19 protein-coding genes and 2 pseudogenes are annotated in these 16,494 nt (G+C 67.4%); 10 read left to right on the top strand and 11 right to left on the bottom strand.

What is annotated here, in order from left to right:
- Positions 1-394 precede the first annotated feature (394 nt).
- From AC07CM_RS37055 to AC07CM_RS37045, 3 genes and pseudogenes are all read left to right on the top strand, one after another.
- Positions 395-670, top strand: a complete 276-nt coding sequence (locus AC07CM_RS37055) for a zinc ribbon domain-containing protein (RefSeq protein WP_478880888.1) — start codon at positions 395-397, stop codon at positions 668-670.
- A complete protein-coding gene (locus tag AC07CM_RS37050) occupies positions 628-852 on the top strand; it encodes a hypothetical protein (RefSeq protein WP_478880893.1) in 225 nt (74 codons plus the stop codon). Before AC07CM_RS37055 ends, AC07CM_RS37050 begins: the two co-directional genes overlap by 43 nt.
- Positions 853-1,063: 211 nt before the next feature.
- Positions 1,064-1,162: pseudogene (locus AC07CM_RS37045) on the top strand.
- Between the two features lie 335 nt (positions 1,163-1,497).
- Here AC07CM_RS37045 and AC07CM_RS37040 read toward each other — a convergent pair.
- The 3 genes from AC07CM_RS37040 to AC07CM_RS37030 form a co-directional block, all read right to left on the bottom strand.
- Complete coding sequence (locus AC07CM_RS37040) at positions 1,498-2,169, bottom strand: hypothetical protein (RefSeq protein ID WP_478880887.1); 672 nt, start codon at positions 2,167-2,169, stop codon at positions 1,498-1,500.
- A 561-nt stretch (positions 2,170-2,730) separates the two neighbouring features.
- Positions 2,731-3,045, bottom strand: a complete 315-nt coding sequence (locus AC07CM_RS37035; protein ID WP_478880886.1) for a hypothetical protein — start codon at positions 3,043-3,045, stop codon at positions 2,731-2,733.
- 166 nt (positions 3,046-3,211) lie between these two features.
- Entirely contained in the window at positions 3,212-3,337 is a 126-nt protein-coding gene (locus AC07CM_RS37030; RefSeq protein ID WP_478880885.1) for a hypothetical protein, read from the bottom strand.
- Positions 3,338-3,448: 111 nt separating this feature from the next.
- Here AC07CM_RS37030 and AC07CM_RS37025 point away from each other — a divergent pair, with 111 nt between their 5' ends.
- Entirely contained in the window at positions 3,449-3,898 is a 450-nt protein-coding gene (locus AC07CM_RS37025) for a hypothetical protein (protein ID WP_478880884.1), read from the top strand.
- Between the two features lie 221 nt (positions 3,899-4,119).
- Here AC07CM_RS37025 and AC07CM_RS37020 read toward each other — a convergent pair whose 3' ends face one another.
- Together AC07CM_RS37020 and AC07CM_RS37015 are read right to left on the bottom strand one after the other, a co-directional pair.
- A complete protein-coding gene (locus AC07CM_RS37020) occupies positions 4,120-4,569 on the bottom strand; it encodes an RICIN domain-containing protein (RefSeq protein ID WP_478880883.1) in 450 nt (149 codons plus the stop codon).
- Between the two features lie 146 nt (positions 4,570-4,715).
- The gene (locus tag AC07CM_RS37015; protein ID WP_478880882.1) at positions 4,716-6,539 is read right to left on the bottom strand and encodes a PQQ-binding-like beta-propeller repeat protein; all 1,824 of its coding nucleotides are present in this window, start codon (positions 6,537-6,539) and stop codon (positions 4,716-4,718) included.
- Between the two features lie 206 nt (positions 6,540-6,745).
- Here AC07CM_RS37015 and AC07CM_RS37010 point away from each other — a divergent pair, with 206 nt between their 5' ends.
- A complete protein-coding gene (locus AC07CM_RS37010) occupies positions 6,746-7,375 on the top strand; it encodes a class I SAM-dependent methyltransferase (RefSeq protein ID WP_478880881.1) in 630 nt (209 codons plus the stop codon).
- 19 nt (positions 7,376-7,394) lie between these two features.
- Here the strand turns inward: AC07CM_RS37010 and AC07CM_RS37005 are convergent.
- The 3 genes and pseudogenes from AC07CM_RS37005 to AC07CM_RS36995 form a co-directional block, all read right to left on the bottom strand.
- Positions 7,395-8,397, bottom strand: a pseudogene (locus tag AC07CM_RS37005) (IS5 family transposase).
- Positions 8,398-8,481: 84 nt separating this feature from the next.
- Complete coding sequence (locus AC07CM_RS37000; RefSeq protein ID WP_478880880.1) at positions 8,482-8,748, bottom strand: hypothetical protein; 267 nt, start codon at positions 8,746-8,748, stop codon at positions 8,482-8,484.
- A gap of 163 nt (positions 8,749-8,911) precedes the next feature.
- Positions 8,912-9,535, bottom strand: coding sequence for a TetR/AcrR family transcriptional regulator (locus AC07CM_RS36995; RefSeq protein ID WP_478880879.1), 624 nt, complete (start codon positions 9,533-9,535; stop codon positions 8,912-8,914).
- 126 nt (positions 9,536-9,661) lie between these two features.
- Here AC07CM_RS36995 and AC07CM_RS36990 point away from each other — a divergent pair, with 126 nt between their 5' ends.
- From AC07CM_RS36990 to AC07CM_RS36980, 3 genes are all read left to right on the top strand, one after another.
- Positions 9,662-10,336, top strand: a complete 675-nt coding sequence (locus AC07CM_RS36990; protein ID WP_478880878.1) for a hemerythrin domain-containing protein — start codon at positions 9,662-9,664, stop codon at positions 10,334-10,336.
- Complete coding sequence (locus AC07CM_RS36985) at positions 10,333-11,019, top strand: SDR family oxidoreductase (protein ID WP_478880877.1); 687 nt, start codon at positions 10,333-10,335, stop codon at positions 11,017-11,019. The genes AC07CM_RS36990 and AC07CM_RS36985 overlap by 4 nt, the downstream gene beginning before the upstream one ends.
- A 439-nt stretch (positions 11,020-11,458) precedes the next feature.
- Positions 11,459-12,415, top strand: a complete 957-nt coding sequence (locus AC07CM_RS36980; RefSeq protein ID WP_478880876.1) for an IS481 family transposase — start codon at positions 11,459-11,461, stop codon at positions 12,413-12,415.
- Positions 12,416-13,058: 643 nt separating this feature from the next.
- Here the strand turns inward: AC07CM_RS36980 and AC07CM_RS36975 are convergent.
- Entirely contained in the window at positions 13,059-13,403 is a 345-nt protein-coding gene (locus AC07CM_RS36975; protein ID WP_478880875.1) for a hypothetical protein, read from the bottom strand.
- Between the two features lie 92 nt (positions 13,404-13,495).
- Here AC07CM_RS36975 and AC07CM_RS36970 point away from each other — a divergent pair, with 92 nt between their 5' ends.
- Complete coding sequence (locus AC07CM_RS36970) at positions 13,496-13,957, top strand: MarR family winged helix-turn-helix transcriptional regulator (RefSeq protein ID WP_478880874.1); 462 nt, start codon at positions 13,496-13,498, stop codon at positions 13,955-13,957.
- A gap of 230 nt (positions 13,958-14,187) precedes the next feature.
- Here AC07CM_RS36970 and AC07CM_RS36965 read toward each other — a convergent pair whose 3' ends face one another.
- Together AC07CM_RS36965 and AC07CM_RS36960 are read right to left on the bottom strand one after the other, a co-directional pair.
- Complete coding sequence (locus tag AC07CM_RS36965; RefSeq protein ID WP_478880873.1) at positions 14,188-14,655, bottom strand: hypothetical protein; 468 nt, start codon at positions 14,653-14,655, stop codon at positions 14,188-14,190.
- A gap of 623 nt (positions 14,656-15,278) precedes the next feature.
- Positions 15,279-15,620, bottom strand: coding sequence for a hypothetical protein (locus AC07CM_RS36960; RefSeq protein ID WP_478880872.1), 342 nt, complete (start codon positions 15,618-15,620; stop codon positions 15,279-15,281).
- A 153-nt stretch (positions 15,621-15,773) separates the two neighbouring features.
- Here AC07CM_RS36960 and AC07CM_RS36955 point away from each other — a divergent pair, with 153 nt between their 5' ends.
- Positions 15,774-16,121 (top strand): hypothetical protein, encoded by a 348-nt coding sequence (locus tag AC07CM_RS36955; protein WP_478880871.1) that lies wholly within the window; start codon positions 15,774-15,776, stop codon positions 16,119-16,121.
- Positions 16,122-16,494 lie beyond the last annotated feature (373 nt).

Here is a 16,494-nt window from a genome sequence, read left to right as displayed (position 1 = left end):
CCCGATCTTCGACCTCGTCGACTACGGCGTCGTCGGCGACCTCTTCGACGTCGTCCCGCAGCTCACCGAGGAGATCAAGACCCGCAAGGGCTGAGGCCTCATCAAACTCATCGGTTCTCGGCAGGAGCCCTTCGGGCGACACCGCGTCTCAGCGGCGCCTCGGGCTCCTCGGAGGCGCCGTCACGTGCCGACGGTCGGCGCTGGACCTGCCGAGAACTTGCCGACGGCGTTGAAGCCGTGACGCCCCGGCCTCTTCGAGTTCGGTGTGCACCAGGGGAACTCGGTGGGCGTCGGTGGTGAGGAAAGGGCTGTGCGCTGACTGTGCTCCCGGCCTCGCCCCCCTGCGCACATAGACATACGACACCGGCAGCTCCCCGAGGTGACATACGTGTCCATGATGTCCCCCATTGAAATCGTCAGCATGTTCTGTGCGCCTCTGATCGCCAAGCGGTCAGCGGTGAGCGTCGCCCCAGGCCGACCGACAGAGACCGAACTCGCCGACGGTGGCCGGCGGAACTGGTTCGGCGGACTCCAGGACGGTGCCCTGTACTTCCAGCGCTGTCGCTGGTGCCGGTCACCCGCCTTCCGGCGCGTCTTCTGCCCTGCCTGCAGCTCTTCCGACCTGGAGTGGAGCGCAGTCACGGCACCGGAACCGTCAGCCGCTCGTTGAGGCGCCGGAACAACGCCTCCCACAAGCTCTTCCTGATCGACATGCGCGAGGGATTCCGGCTGCAAGCCAGCATCGTCGGCGTGGCGCCCCACACGGTGCGCGGCGGGACCCGGGTCCGCGTAGTGGCGGACGTCGATACCGGCTCCGGGGACCTCACCTTCATACTCGCCGGCTTCTGCTGAAGCCGTAGACGGCATCCGAGGTCGATCCCGCATCTCGCCGCCCCCGAGCTGCTGGATTCGACCACGCCGGCATCCCACCGGCTTCTTCCACCTCGAGGCACCGGCGTCGAGTGACCGGCGACCGCGTCAGGAGCACATCAGAGACCCGTCAGGGGCTACTGCCAGTCTTCTTCACGTGAACGGTCCGGCACAGACATCGGGCCGGGAACGAGGAGAGGTGCCCGGAGTGGTTGATCGGGGACCAGCGAGCTCGCCTCACGGTCGGGCCCCTCGGGGGCCCACGCAGGTTCGAATCCTGCCCTCTCCGCCACAGGGATCGCCGGCCAACTTCGGGAAACCTTCTGCGCGCCGGTCACGGGTCACGGCGCCCGGGTGGACGTACAGGCGCGTCCAGCGGCACATCGACGCCGCTCAGGACGTCCATGAACCGCACCGGCTGATCCCGCACGTGCCAGCGCGTCGCCTACTGGCCGGGGTCGCGGCCGACGCCATGTTGTCCCACGTCCAACGTCGGTGCGGGCAGCACCGACGAGGACCTGGCGCAACTCGCCCTTCAGCGTGACGGCGAGATTCTCGCCGGCGGCAGCACCGCACGGACAATGCAGCGGAGGGTGCGCATCCACCCATGTGCACTCCTGCGCTTACTCACCACCGGTCGCGGCCACGGCCCGCATCGGTCACCCAGAAGCTGGCCAGTGCGCCGTTGGGCGTCACGCCGAAGGCGTCGTCGTGGGGTCCCACCGTGGCGATGGGGGCACCGTTGTCGCACACAGGTCCGTCGAAAACTTCGACGGCACGGCGGCTGTCGTTGCGGATGTTCAGACTGTTGGCAGAATTCAGGAGGACCACGGCGATGCAGTCGCCCGGGTTACTGGAGTACGTCCGCTCGTTGATCTGAATCCGGCCTTCCTCCTCCTCATGGCCCCTCTCACCCCGGTGGCCCTCGTTGTTGTTGCGACCCACGTTGCCCAGGTTGCCGATATTGCCCGAAACACCTCCGATGGCGACGGTGCCCTCGTTGCCCTTCCCAGCGGTGCCGGTGCCGGGGGCGATGCCGATGCCGGTGCCGGTGCCGGTGCCGAGGAAAGATCCGTTGGGGGCCACCGGTTGCGGGGCGCCCGGCCCCCCGGGGGCCGGCGGCGGGACATCCCCTTGCTGGGCATCCGGCTGGGCATCTCCTTGCTGGGCATCCGGCTCGGCGGCCGGTGTCTGGGCGGTCGGCCGGGAGGACGCCGAGGCGTAGGTGATGCCGCCTGTGGCCAGGGCCACGACGGCGATGGCGGCCGCGGTGACAGTGGTGGACCGGGTCTTGCGCATGCATCTCTCCCGTCTGAGAGGGGTCGGCCGGGGCAGTCGGCACGTCATTGAACGTACTAACTATCTCCGGAAAGGGCATATCCCACATGTCAGGACATGCCCTCCCCAGGGGCCGAACGAGGGACAGAGGCGCACCAGCCTCCTGGCTGAATTTCGATCAAATCCCATGGAAGTGGGGTGAGTTGTTCCCCACCCAGCCCGAAGAGTGATTATCTGACTTATCGTCACCCATTCGGAGCTGAGCGAATGTCAGGCCCGGGACGTTTCAAGGGCAGAGCCCTGACCCTTCGGGTGCGCGCCAAGTCGGCGCAGTGGCCGTTCGCAGGGAGCTCCCGGAGAGGCCGCCGACAGCAGGACTGCCGCACAGGGAGCGGCTGAGGTCTTCGTCGTGGGCCGGCTGCCGGCCTCCCGGTCGGCACCGCCCGTACAGCCGCTGCCGGCGGCCGCTCCTTTCCGGGAGCAGATCCCGGAAGGATGACTATGCAAACTACTTGCGCGCCGGTGCCGCACCGGCGCAGTGAGGTGCGTTTCTGGAGCAGGTGGGCAGTGGGCCGAAAAGGGTCAGGCGTTCGGCGTCAGCGGTCCCGCAGCGCGCGGAACCGGCCAGTGCGGCGCCCGAGGCCTTTCCGGCCGAGGTTCCCCCACCTTGATGTTCGCCTTCAGGGTGGCGTAGGCGTCCACCACCTTCTTGATCACGCGGACAGCGGGCTGTGCGGCGAGATCAAACGTGGCCTTGGTGTCGTAGTACACCGCCTCCTGCAACTCATTCCGGCGGAACAGGCCCCGGGCGTATGCCGTTTCGGACACCCAGTTCGCGGCCTTGCAGGCGCGCAGGGTCGCTGCCAGTGCGTCCGCGTCATAAGCGGACGCAGGCACCAACTTCACCTACGCAACAATTTCCACACAGGTCACACCAGGAGGACTGATCACGAGAGGACAAGTTGCCCTACAGACACAACGAAGCGAACTCCGCCGCTGCGCGGCTCCGCACCGAGGAAGCCATTCTTCCCGGGGCTGAAGCCCCGGGCTTCCTGGCCAGAAATCAGGTGAAGATCGTCGACGAGTACGGCGACGAGAGCGACTGGCTCAACGGCCGCGAATACGGCACCCGCGGCATCACCATGGCCTTCAGGCGGGTCAGGCCGAGCAGACCATACGCGTCCGGCACAAGGGCCAGTGGACGCTGCGCCTGCTCCCCGAAGAAGAGGCGCCCCTGCTCACCGGCCCCACCGAGGGCAAGGGATCCGCGGTCCTGCGTTATCAGGGAGCTCCCACTCTGATGACCGTTCGGCGCACATCACTGGGCGAGGACGACAACCTGGTCGCCGTCGCCCTGAACCACCCGTACGGAAAGTGGGCGGTCATCGCCGACACCAACCGTCGCCGCCGTCCCGTCCTCGGCCCCGTATGGGTCGATCCGGGCGGCTCCTGCTTCGTGGTCGTCAAGGCCGTCGAGGGCACGAAGTGGCGTCTTGAGCCGGCACCGCTCAGCACGGCCCCGGTGCTCGGCGCACGCACCCACGGGGCCTGGTACGAAGTCGTACGTCACACCGGGCCGGAATGCGAGCTGGTGACCGCCGGGTCGGGCACCATGTTCCATGTCTTCGTACTGGACGAGAACCTATTCCCTCACCGCAAAATCACCGCAACGTCCGGCCCGTACCGCATATCGAACTCGCTCCTGCACGTCAGATCACTCGGCGAATGGACACTCGAACTACGCAACTGACCGGAACACACATCCGCTGTCGGGCACACCACTTGGACGCACCAGCCGAGACCTCAACTCCCTCTCCAGCAGCCACTCCCGGGACAACCTCTCCCTGCTGGAAACCCCGACGCACTCGCGCCGACGGGCGGGCGCCGGCAGCCCCTTCAGGGGGCCGCCTGTGCGATTGCGGGACTGCATCAGCGGCGACGGTGACGACACGATCAGCTCGTGTGTGTTCGTCAGGCGATCTTCCAGCGCTGGGAGTTGCCTCCAGTGCAGTTCGCCGCCGAGACCAGATGGTTCGCCAACTGCGCGAGGCAGTAGCCGGTGTCCATGTTGACGATCATCGGGATGGAGCTTCCCGTCGTGTACCGCAGGATCCACTGCTGGTGCGACCCGCCGCACTTGGACAGCGTCGGCCTGTTGTTGCTCAGCCCGAGGCACAGACCGCTCGCATCCTGCTTGAGCGGGGTGGAAGTACCGGCGTCACGGTTCCACCACCACTTCTGGTAAGCGCCGGTGTTGCAGCCGGTGACGTAGACGCCCCAGTCAGCCCGGTAATCGAGGCACAGCCCTCCGACCTGGTTCTGGAACCTGCTGCTCCCCACTGTCGCGTTGGCCGGTGTGCTGACTACACCCAGGACCAGCGCGGCGGCAACGCCCACGGACGCCAGTAATCTCGACAGCATGGATCCGCCTCCAGTTGCCCCAGTAACCATGTGTTACCGGAAGCTAACTGGTAGGGAACAATGGCTGTCAACCATCGCGCGGTCCGGAGTCTGCCGTGGCCGCCGCAGAGACCTCGACGTGCCACGGCCTTCCGTGCAGGAGTTCGTCAGACAGTCGAGCAGTCCAGGAGTCGCCCGTCGGTGGTGCCGATGAGCAGCCGACCGGGATCGGCAACGGTCAGCGTGGTCGCCACGACGGGCACTCCGGCAACAGCCAGGTGCCGACGCCGGCGAACGCTGCCGTCACGGAGGTCGAGCCCGACGATCTCGCCGTCGTCGTACGTGACATAGGCGGTCTCCGTGTCGTGGTCGAGATCCGTGGCCTTGCGGTCTGTCCGAAAGACCCAAGTCGGCTCTGCACTGGTCACCGCGCGCCGCACGACGAACGAGCCGCCGGGCTGCAACCCGTGGCCGTGGTAGACGGTGCCGGCGTATATCAGGTCACCGTCTGTGGTCTCCACGCCGGGGCCGGCGAAATGTGTCTCACCTGGCTTCCAGGAGTAGGGAAACAACCGATTGACCTCCGCGCCAGTCGGCTCACACGGACGTTCGGCGACCGGTATGGACTTCAGTTCCGCTGCCGCAAGCCAGGCTTCACCCGGTCCAAGGTTCTGCCCGTCCTTCGTACAAACGGTTTCCCTAAAGTAGATCCGGCTGCCACGCCGGATACGCAACCTGCTCCGCTCCCCGTTGCGCCCGGCGGGTGCGAGGGCGGGCAGGCCGTCGGCACATCGCACCAGGGACACCGGGCCGGAGGGAGTGAGGTGGTCGAGCTGCGCCCCGTCCTGGAGCGCGAGCCGGACCACGGCCTGGGCATCCTCCCCCCAAGGAGGCCGCACCAGACCGACCCAGGCCGATCGCCCATCCGCGGCGACGACAATGTCACGGCCGCCCCCATCGTCATCCCGGACAGACCACTGCCGTCGCCCCGAGGGCAGCCAGGACTCCAGCTGGACCCCGTCGAGCGTCGCCACGATCCTGCCGTCGGACAGTTCCTCGACCGCGCGGACGTTGCGGCGTGGGTCCCAGCTCGTACTCAGACCGGAGACCGTCCGGCGGGCGTCCTCTCGACGGTCGGTTCGCGGGGCCGCTACCCGTGGTCCGGCCAGGTCAGGTCCGGTGATCGACCGAGGCGGTACGACCCTCCAGTCAGCACGACGAACCACCGCGACGTGCCCCTCGCTCCACGCCTCCTTGTCCTGCCAGTCGTCAGGCGGTGCCATCAGCACGCGCATTTCCTGTTCGTCGAGCCATTCCAGGCCCAGGACCTGGCGGCCCAGCTCGTGTTCGATGAGCGACGTGGCGCCACCCGTTTCCAGATCCAGCAGGAGCAGTTCCCCTTCGAAGAAGTAACCGCCGTCGTAGCCGCCCGTGCCGACGGCCAGGAGGGGGAGCGTGGGGTGGAAAGCCATCGCGTGTACGGGGTAACGCGCACGGAGAAGGGCACGGCAGGCCAGATCATCGGTGCCGTAGACACCAACCGGCGCAGTACTGCCGAACTCGGGCACGCCCGCCACTGCCACGTGCGTGCCTGCCACTGCCAGCAGGCCGCGGCCCTCGTCGTCGACGGCGAGGACGGGTTCACCGACCTCAGCGAAGGCACGGTCACCGAGGATTCGGGCGATGCGGAACGAGATGGTCATGGTGGTGATCTTCTCAACGGTCAGAAACGGCGTGAAGTCTTGGACTTCAAGTAGCCGCACAGCGCTTGGCCATGACGACCAGACCCGGCCCGCTTCGCTCATCCGTAGGGAGCCGCAGTTCTCGGCAAGGCAGGCGGTCACCGTTCCGGGCCCGCGGCCGACGTCGAGGCCAGGCCCGAGCCCGCGCACGCTGTCAGCGAAGGTCGATTGATGCCTTTTGAGCCATGGAGGCTGCGGAAGTCGCCAAATCCCGTCGTCACCACCATGGTGGGCATAGTTGTCGGCCACACGGTCAGAGGACTCACGTACCGCGTCGAGATCGGCTGGGCGGTCGATATGGTGTGCGCACATCACCCAACGATGGGACTGTGCAACCGCCTTGAGGCCGGGGCCAGTTCCCGTGATGACGTGACCGGACACCCATTCCCCAAGGGATGCGGGCGGCACAAGGCCGGAGAAGCTGCGAACGTGCGCGGATGCTAGCTTCCTTCCCCGTGATGGAGCACCAGGACGAGACCAGGGCGGCCTACGACGGGGTCGTCGAGCTGTATGCGTCGATGTTCGCCAATCAGTTGGAGACGCGGCCGTTCTCGCGGAACATGATCGGCACCTTCGCCGAGCTCGTGCGCGGGACGGGGAACCCGCGTGCGGTCGACGTCGGGTGCGGGCCTGGACATCTGACGGCCATGCTGCATGACCTGGGGGTCGACGCCTTCGGGCTCGACCTCTCCCCAGCCATGATCGACCACGCCCGGCGGTCCCATCCGGCGCTGCGCTTCGACGAGGCGCGGATGGAGGCCCTGCCGGTCGAGGACGGCACACTCGGCGGCGTGCTGGCCCACTACTCGATGATCCATACCCCGCCCGGGGAATTGCCCGCGCTGCTCGCCGAACAGGTACGTGTCCTGGCGCCAGGGGGCCTGCTCCTGGTCTCGTTCTTCGCGACCGACGGACCGGAGCCGGTCCGCTTCGACCACAAGGTGACGCCCGCCTACAGCTGGCCGGTGGACCGGTTCGCCGAGTTGCTGGCCGGGGCCGGGCTCGTTCCGTTCGCCCGGCTGCTCCACGATCCGGCCTCCGAGCGGGGCTTCCTCGACGCGCACTTGCTGGCCCGCCTCCCCTAGGGCCTGTGTGATGTCGTGATCAGCCAGTTGCCTCCAGGAGGTCGCTGATCCAGATCATCGAGGCACGGAGGTGGAGGCCGGCGAGGTAGCTCTCGGGCGTCTTGTCATATCGAGTCGCGATGCCCCGCCAGGCCTTCAGCTTGTTGATCAGATGCTCGACAGTGTTCCGCTCCTTGTAGAGATCGGCGTCGTGGCAGACGGGCCGACCGCCCGTGAAGTCCTTCTTCTTCCGTTTGGCGGCCTGGTCCTTCTTCTCCGGGATGACCGCTTTGATGTTGCGTTTACGCAGGTAAGAGCGGTTGGCGCGAGATGAGTAGGCTTTGTCTGCGGCCACAGCATCAGGCCGGGTTCGGGGCCGGCCGACGGGAAGACGGATGCGCACCTTCTGCAGCACGGGGACGAACTGAGGGCTGTCAGTAGCCTGTCCTGCGGTCAGCACGAGGGACAAGGGACGGCATTTGCGGTCTGCGGCGAGATGAACCTTGCTCGTCAGCCCACCACGGGATCTGCCGAGCAGAGCTTCCTTCAAGCGGAGCTTGCGCCGTCGCCTGATGTGCCGCCGCTCTTCCCGCTCGGGCTCGGCACAGCCGTCCTGACTGTTCTGTTCCGGCGGGCCGCCCCCTTTTGCCGGTCCGCTCCTGCTCGGCAGCGGCTTCCGCAAGGGCGTCCATGACCTCCTTGCCGACAGCCATCCCCGCGGCGTCGTGGTGGGCGCGGGCGGTGGTGGAGTCCACGCTGACCAGGGACAAGTCCGTCTTGCCCTGGCGGGCGGCCTCGGCGATCACGCCTTCCAGCAGTGCGGTGAAGACACCGGCGTCCCTCCACACCCGGAAGCGGCCGTAGACCGTCGGCCACGGGCCGAACTCGCCGGGCATCTCCCGCCACTGGCTGCTGGTGCGGAACCGCCAGATCACCCCCTGGAACTGCTCCCGCAGCCGCTCGGGATACGGGCCGTACTCGCCAATCGGCAGGAACGGCTCGATCAACTCCCACTGCTCGTCGGTAAGTTCCCTGCGCGTCACACCTCTCTCCCTACCGGACCCACCCTCCATGCGGATCCGGTTCGGCAAGATTGATCACGACATCACGCAGGCCCTAATCCGGCCCTACAACCGTGGGTCTCTTCGGGGAATGCTTTCTCCGCGTCTGCGGTCGGCGAGGAAATACCAGAGCGGCAGCGGGACCATATAGCGGAACGCGGCCAACAGCAGGTACCAGCCACCGCCGAAGGTGGTGACAGCCCAGGCGAGGACGGCCGTGAAGAGAACCAGGGCCGAGGCCAGGATCCACAAGAATCCACGGGCCAACCACGTGCCCACGGTTCGTCTCTGCTGCAACTCAGTTTCGGGCTGGTGGAGTTTGTCGTCGACCATTGCGTACCTGCTTTTGCCTCACCGCGGAAGGTGTCCGCCACTTGCCGGAGAGGCGATCTCTCCTTGCCCCGCAACAGTGGCTTCCCCGAAGAGGCCCCGCAAGGACATCGGTTCGGATTAAATCGACCGACTGTCGGAATAAATCACCTTCCCGGACAGGAAGTCAGCCGAAGAGAATCTGCCGCAGTATCCGGGTAAAGTGCTCGGTGAGTCGGTCGGGCGGCATCGAGGCGAGCGGTTCGGTGCGCGCGATATAGCGACTGAAGGCCACTCCGATCATCTGCGCCCCCACCAACGCCACGCGCGTGTCCAAGTCGTCGTCCGGCAGCTCGGATTCACCGGGTGACAGGACGGAGCGGTAGACGATGGCACTGTGCTCCTGCATCGCCACAAGGAGATGGGCGGCGGAGCGTTCGTCGGACGCGGCACTGCGCAGAAGGGCGATCAGCGGGTCGTTGACGGCGCCGGTCTCCAGGCGCCGTACGAAGGCGTCGGCGATCCGGTCCGGCAGCGTCTCGGGGTCACCTGCCGCGACTTGCTCCAGGTCACGATTGCCCGGCACCGCCGCGAGGAAGAGCCGTTCCTTGGAGGCGAAGTGACGTGTGATCAGGCCGTGTGTGACTCCGGCCCGGCGCGCGATCTCCCGGAGCGTCGTACGGGCGTAGCCGCGCTCGGCGAAGGTGTGGCGGGCCGCCTCGATGATGGCCGCCCGGTGCCCCTCGGGATCCCGACGGCGCCTGCGTGGCGGCTCGTCGGCCGACTCGCTCGCTGGCTCTGCGTCGTTCACGGCGCCTCCTTCATGTGATCACTCTACGGCGCTGCGACACGTCGCCTGTCGCCACTGCTACGTTAGTATCCATGTGGATATTAACGAGCGGGGAGGGAGCCCATCGTGAGCGTTGGGGAGACTGTGGTGAGCGTTCAGGGGCCGGAATCAGCGGCGGCCGTCGAGACCCGGCTGCTGCACAAGATGCATCGGGCGGCGACGTCCTTGCTGGCGGAAGCGGCGCAGAGGCCTGCCGCGCCCTCCGCCGCGCTGGAGGAGTTGCGTGACTTCGTCGTTGCGGCGCTGCGGCACCATCACGAGAGCGAAGACGACGTGCTGTGGCCGCAGTTGACTGCCGCCGATCCCGCTGCCGCCACCAGACTGGCCGGGCTCGAAGCTGAGCACGACGCACTGGATGCGTCGCTGGACGCGCTGGCCGCCGCTCCCGTGCGCGACGACGCCGGCCGGGCGCCGCTGATCTCCGCGGCCGTGGCCATACGCGACCTGGTACACACCCACCTCGAACATGAGGAGCCGCTGCTCCTCCCTGCCCTTGAGGCGCACATGTCCGACGACGCCTGGGCGCAGTTCTCCCGTGCGGTCATCGCCTCGGCCCCACCTGTGGGCGCGCACCTCAACATCGGCTTCTTCGAGCAGGTGGGCTCCCCCGCCGAACTCGCGGTGGTCACGGCGAATCTGCCACCGGCCGCCCTGGACCTCGTCCCGGCCATGCGCGAGCAGGCCGAAGCCACCCTGAGAAGCCTGAAGGCCACCGAGCAGGATCTGAAGGCCACCGAGCAGGAAAGGACGGTCACCGCATGACCAGCACCCTCATCGTCGGCGGAAGCGGCGGGCTGGGCAGTGTCATCGCCGAGCACTTCGCAGGCCGTGGCGACGACGTCATCGTCACCAGCAGGGACAAGGCGCGCGCCGAGGTCGTGGCCGCCCGGATCGGGGGCAGCACCCGCGGGCTGGCCCTCGACCTCGCCCACCCCGAGACGATCAGCGCCTCGCTGGCGGACGTGACGGAGGTGGACCACCTCGTGATCACCGCTGTCGGCCAAGCGGCAAACACCCTGGCGCAGTTCAGCATCACGGATGCGGTTTCCGCCGTGACCATGAAACTCGTCGGCTACGCGGAGACCGTCCGTGTGCTGCGCGACCGGTTCGCCCCGCACGCCTCCGTCGTACTCTTCGGCGGACTCGCCAAGGAGCGCCCCTACCCCGGCTCGACGATCGTCTCCACCTTCAACGCCGGGATCACGGGCCTGATCAGGACACTCGCGGTGGAAATCGCGCCGCACCGCGTCAACGCCCTCCACCCGGGCCTGATCGGCGACAGCCCCAAGTGGCGCGACGTCCCCAACCCACCCCACTCGGCGCAGACGCCGATCGGACGGCTGGTCACCATGGCCGAGATCGCCGACGCCACGGACTTCCTTCTCCGCAACACCGGTATCAACGCCCACGACCTGCACATCGACGGCGGCCTGCTGGCCACCTGAGCCCACAGGACGACCGCTACTGAAGCGCGCGGGCGGCTCCGCCGAGGACCCTGCTGCCTCGAAGCAGTGGGCTCTGGGGCCCGGCGGCAAGGCCTGTGTCCAAACGGTGGCATCGACGACGGCAGTGCTCGGCGCCTACCGTCCCGCAGCGGGCCTAGCGGAGTTGGCGGTGATCGCTCATTCCAACAGCGCCGGATTGGCCAGCACGTCGGAGTAGCTGCTCCATCGCCCACCGCTGTTGGTGCACTCCGTGGCCGGCGACGCGAGATCGGGGTCTGCTCGGGCTCCTCCGTCATCGATCACGGCGGACTCGTCCGGGTAGTCACCCCGGACCTAGGTGTATTGATCACGAGCGTTGTTAACAGGGCCGGGGTCTTGATCATGGCGAAGACCTCCGGTGTGGTGGAGCTGTCTAGGACTGCACCACACGGAGGTCTTCGTGTCCCGCCGTAATGCCCGGCTGACCGCGTTTGGCAGGCGACTGCTTGTCGAGCGTGTCCGCTCCGGCCGAGCCGTGGCACATGTCGCGGCAGAGATGGGTATTTCCCGCACCACGGCACACAAGTGGGTGCGCCGGTTCAGGCAGGAAGGGGAAGCCGGACTGACCGACCGTTCCAGCCGTCCGCGCAGGACACCGCACCGGACCGCGGCCGCCACCGAGGCGCGCGTCTGCCGGCTGCGGCGGGACCGCAAGCTGGGCCCGGCCCGCATCGGCCCGATTCTGGGCCTGCCCGCCTCCACTGTGCACCGCATCCTGACCCGGCACCGGCTGAACCGTCTTGCCTTCCTGGACCGGCCCACCGGAGAAGTGATCCGACGCTACGAACGGGCCAGGCCCGGCGAGCTGGTCCACGTGGACGTCAAGAAACTCGGCCGCATCCCCGAGGGCGGCGGCCACAAAGCTCTCGGCCGCCAGACAGGCCGGGCCAATCGCAACGGCATGGGCTTCGACTACGTCCACTCCGCCGTCGACGACCACACCCGCCTGGCCTGCAGCGAGATCCACAGCGACGAGAAGGCCGCCACCTGCGCAGCCTTCCTGCGGCGGGCGGCCGTCTTCTTCGCCACCTGCGGCATCGACCGCGTCGAAGGGGTCCTGACCGACAACGCCTGGCCCTACCGCAAGAGCTTCGCCTGGCAGCAGGCACTTGCCGACCTCGGCGCGACCGGCAAGCTCACCCGCATCTACCGGCCGCAGACCAACGGCAAGGTCGAACGCTTCAACCGCACCCTGCTCGACGAATGGGCCTACGTCCGCCCCTACACCAGCAACACCGAACGAACGACGGCCCTGGCAGACTTCCTCCACACCTACAACCACCACCGCTGCCACACCGCACTCGGCGGCCAGCCACCGATCAGCCGTGTGAACAACGCTTCAGGTCAATACACCTAGATCGTGCCCGTGGTCTTTGGGCGCGGGCTGGTGCAGATCATTCCTGTGGACGAAGGGCTGTGGTGCCGGAATCCATCCGCGTCCGTCGTCGGGGCGTCGGCCGTCCCCGCAAACGGCCTGCCCGTGTCCTGGCCGACAAGGCGTTACCCCTCCCGTCGTAATCGCGCTGCCTGCGCCGACACGGCATCAAGGCCGTCATCCCTTAGGGAAGGACCAGGCCGTCCACCGGCGCAACCGCGTCTCCCAAGGAGGACGCCCCCGGTCTTCGACCGTCCGGCCCGAGCCACTGGCACCGAGCCCTACGCGCTCAACCATCGGTGATGATCTCTCAAGTTCGCTGCGAAAGGTCACCAGACAACCGTGGGCTACCGGCCGGGCACCTGACGCGGCCCTATTCCGCCACCTCGCGAACCCAATTCGCCGGTGACCTGGAACGGGGTGACGGGCCGTCGGCGCGGGGCGCACCCGACCGCCGCGAACGCGTTCACCCGAAAGTGAGTAGCAGGGGTCTCCAGCGATGGGAGTGAGGGGCAGCCGGCGGCGTATCGAGATCGCGTCCCCGACCCGGCTTGCGGCCTGGGGCTCGACACGCGAGACGGCCCGGGTGCCCGGGCCACACGGCGCGCCGCTCTCTGCTGAGCGTTCAGTGCGCGTGGAACCAGCTCGCCGACGTCAGGTGAAGGATGCCAAGGACGCCGGCACTGACGGCCATGCCCTTGTTGCGCTGCTGCACGCCGATCGCGGCGTCGCCGATCTGGGCCAGGCCGGCGACGGCGAGCACGGGGGCGACGGTGGAGCGGTCGGCACCCATGGCGAACAGGGCGAGGGTGACAGCCGCAAGGGGGATCGCCCGGGCTCCGTAGGCGTTCGCGTAGAGATGGGTGCCTCCGTTGACGGCCGTGCCCCCGGGCAGGGCGAGGCCGGGCCTGATCATTCCGGCGAGGCAGAAGCCTGCCGAGATGAGGGTGGCGAGGCTGTTGGCCGCCACGAGGACACTCTGGACAGTGGACACACTCACAGTTACATCACCCCGTGAATCATTCTGGCCGTGAACGATAATGAGAAGTTACCATTCTCCGCATGAGCGATGTCAACAGGGCGGCGACCGCCGGTACTTCGGGCCTGACCTCAACCATGGTGTTCAGGCTCGGCATTCTGGGCACGAGGGCCACCGAGCGGTTCGCAGAAGAAGTCGAAGAGCTGGGACTCAAGCCCAAGCACGTCGGCCTCATGACCGCTCTCAGCCTCGCCGCCGCGGCATCCCAGCAGCAACTGGCCGCACGGATGGGCATCGCGCCCAGTCTCGTGGTCTCCCTGGCCGACCACTTGGAGAACCTCGGCGCGGTTCAGCGAGTCCGCGATCCACAGGATCGCCGACGGCAGGTACTGACGCTCACCGAAGACGGTCAGGGCCTGCTGGACCGGTGCTCGATGCTGGCGCAGGACCTGGACGAGGAGCTCATGACCGGTCTGACGCAGGACCAGCGCAGCGCGCTGGGCGAGGCGCTGCGGGTGATGGCCAAACGTGCCGGCCTGCCATAGACCAGTGACGTTCGCTCCATGTTCCTCGACCAACCGGTGGAAGATTCCGGTGACGGTGTGCCGCTGCCTGTCCGGCGTATGAAGGCCCTCTCGGAGCATCTCGTCGATACAGTCGCACACCGGGCCACCCTGGCTTCGGCACCCCACCGGCCTCTGACCCAAGGGAGCAACGCGCACCGCTGTGACGTTGGACTGGACGGCTGCACTTGGGTTTCCTGCTGAGGCGTGAGTCAGATGTGCGCTCTGATCTGCTTCACGGGGTGCCCCAGCGCGCCGGCGATGGTGGCCAGTTCCTCGTTGCCGAACCAGGCACGCTCGGGGTTCCAGATGGCGATCTCGAACCGGGCGAAACCGCACGGCCAGTCGTAGTCCAACACGTCCAGCGATGTCGCGGCGCCACAGCAGGGCACTTCCACGGCCAAGGTGGTGAAGCCGTCCTCACAGTGGATTTCGAGCAGGTCGGCGTACCACTCGGTGTCGATCGAGGCACCGCAGTGCCGGCAGCCGATCCGTTTCAGGTTGGCGCCGCAGTCGACAGGGGCGAGGGTGTCGTACCAGGTGACGTCGATCTCGACCTCGGCGCCATCGGGAAGGCCGGGAGCCAGGTCTGTGACGAGGGCAGCGGTCCGCTCGGCCGCCGCCCGGTCGGGCTGCCACTGGGGGTCGGTCGGAATGATCGACAGAACGTCATCGCTCATGGGCTCACTCAATTCGTCCGACACAAGCGTTCGGCTGGGCGCCGCGATCGTAGGGCCACTTGGCACGCTTATTGTTCCCAGGGCTCGTGACTCATGGACGGTGAGGCCCGGTGCCGGCGAGGCAACCGTCGACCAGTGGCCTCGCGACAGCATCGGCCGACAACCGGCGTCGGCACATCCCCCAGCCCCGGGCCGACTCGCCTCTCCCGTCTCGCTCAGGGACTCTCGTGGTCGCAGGCGCAGGCGGCCAGGACCTGCTGCCGCGTACCTGCTGCGTGCAGGAAGCGCTGGTCGAGCACTGTGGCGAGGTCGTCGAGGTCGGTGGCGAGCACGCCCGCGATGCTCCTGGCATCGGGGCACTGTGTTCGCTTTGCCCGTTGAAGGCGATCGCGTCGATCGCCTGAAGGCAATCCCGCCACCGGCCACCCCGCTTCGACGTCCGGGACGGGAGCAACGGCTCGATCCGCACCCATTGCACGTCCGTCAATGGCACGTCCGGACGAACGACCGATCCAAACGAAACTACCTCGGGCGTGTTGTGAAAGTGCTGGTCACGCGGTGGCGCCGCCGCCCTGCCAGACGACGACCCCACCCGCCTGGTCCCGCTGCGCTTCGTGACCGGCCTAGGCGTGCCCGGAGGCGCGTTTGTACTCGTTGTACTTGCCGCCCAGCAGGAGCCGGATGTCCTCGTTCAGCGCAGCCACCACCTCGCGCGGTGGCCTTTCCGGGCCCTGCCCTGCGACCGTGGCGAACCATTCCGCCAGCACATCTCCTACGCTGGGCGAGCGGCGCACCAGGCAGGGCCAGGCGGGAATGCAGATCGGATCGTCCGGGGCTGCCCCGAGTTCCTCGAACTTCGAAGCGGGGTAGGTGAGATGGACGTTCCACCCCCCGGGCATCGGCTGGGCGCTGTAGATACGGATGCCGTCCCGCTCTGCGAGCCGCTGTAAGGCCTGTGAAGACATGGCGACCATGATGGCATCGGCGCGCCGTGGGCTGAAGGGATTGAGCCGACCGGTCGTCAACTCTCGCTCTGCAAAACGGACTTGGCCGCGACCGGTTGCAACCGTCCCCACCCGCCGCCCAGACTGTGATCGGCCACCAATGGGGTGGACCCGGTGAGCCTGGTGGTGCTTGCAATGGCAGCAGTGGACGTGTCGAAGATCGATCGTCGGGTGCGCGACGAGGTGGATCGGAGGGATCTGTTCCTCGTCTCGCCCGATCCGGAGCCCGGCATGCTGCGGAATACCAACTTCGTGTTCGTGTGCACCGACCCGGACCCGGGAGACTGCGGCTTCACCAGGGTGGGACACGTGTCCACAGAGACGTCGTTCAACCACGTCGTCCACGCGATGGACGGTCGCGATCGCCGGCAGGCGGTATCACTCTCCCAGATCCGGGGCTTCTTCCCCACTTGGGAGGATGGGATCAAGGCTGTACTTGCCGCGTTCGATCAGTGGTCCTGAACGCGGTACGACAGTGGCGGGTGAAGGATCCCCTACCACCGGGGCACCATCGTTCAGGACCGTGACGAGTGAGTGTCTGCTCCGCAGCACGGTCGAACGGTGCACCAATCGCCTGAAGCAGTGGCAAGGCACCGCGCCCCGCTACGAGAGGACCGCGATGATCTACCGAGCCGGACGGACTCCACATCGCCGGCGGCTTCCTCTGGTCGGCCCCGTGATCCAAACGAAGGATCCCAGTGCCGATGCTGTCCGGGATTGCTGCTCGTCCTGGCGGGGGGGTGGAAGCATCTGCGCGCCCAGAGCGCTGTCGGCGGCGGCCGGTGCGCACGCCGGTCGGTGTCCTTGTACAGTGCAGCGCCGACGTGTGGTGCAC

The organism is Streptomyces sp. NPDC044061, from assembly GCF_056434305.1.
Note: the sequence above shows the minus strand (reverse complement) of the source record. Positions and strands in the feature narration are given on the sequence as shown.

Bases quoted from the DNA above. Each gene is read 5' to 3' on its own strand.
- AC07CM_RS37040 (WP_478880887.1), bottom strand. From the start codon at position 2,169: ATGCGCAAGACCCGGTCCACCACTGTCACCGCGGCCGCCATCGCCGTC.
- AC07CM_RS36985 (WP_478880877.1), top strand. From the start codon at position 10,333: ATGACCAGCACCCTCATCGTCGGCGGAAGCGGCGGGCTGGGCAGTGTC.
- AC07CM_RS37000 (WP_478880880.1), bottom strand. From the start codon at position 8,748: ATGGTCGACGACAAACTCCACCAGCCCGAAACTGAGTTGCAGCAGAGA.
- AC07CM_RS37020 (WP_478880883.1), bottom strand. From the start codon at position 4,569: ATGCTGTCGAGATTACTGGCGTCCGTGGGCGTTGCCGCCGCGCTGGTC.
- AC07CM_RS37055 (WP_478880888.1), top strand. From the start codon at position 395: ATGATGTCCCCCATTGAAATCGTCAGCATGTTCTGTGCGCCTCTGATC.
- AC07CM_RS36960 (WP_478880872.1), bottom strand. From the start codon at position 15,620: ATGTCTTCACAGGCCTTACAGCGGCTCGCAGAGCGGGACGGCATCCGT.
- AC07CM_RS37025 (WP_478880884.1), top strand. From the start codon at position 3,449: ATGACCGTTCGGCGCACATCACTGGGCGAGGACGACAACCTGGTCGCC.
- AC07CM_RS36970 (WP_478880874.1), top strand. From the start codon at position 13,496: ATGAGCGATGTCAACAGGGCGGCGACCGCCGGTACTTCGGGCCTGACC.
- AC07CM_RS36965 (WP_478880873.1), bottom strand. From the start codon at position 14,655: ATGAGCGATGACGTTCTGTCGATCATTCCGACCGACCCCCAGTGGCAG.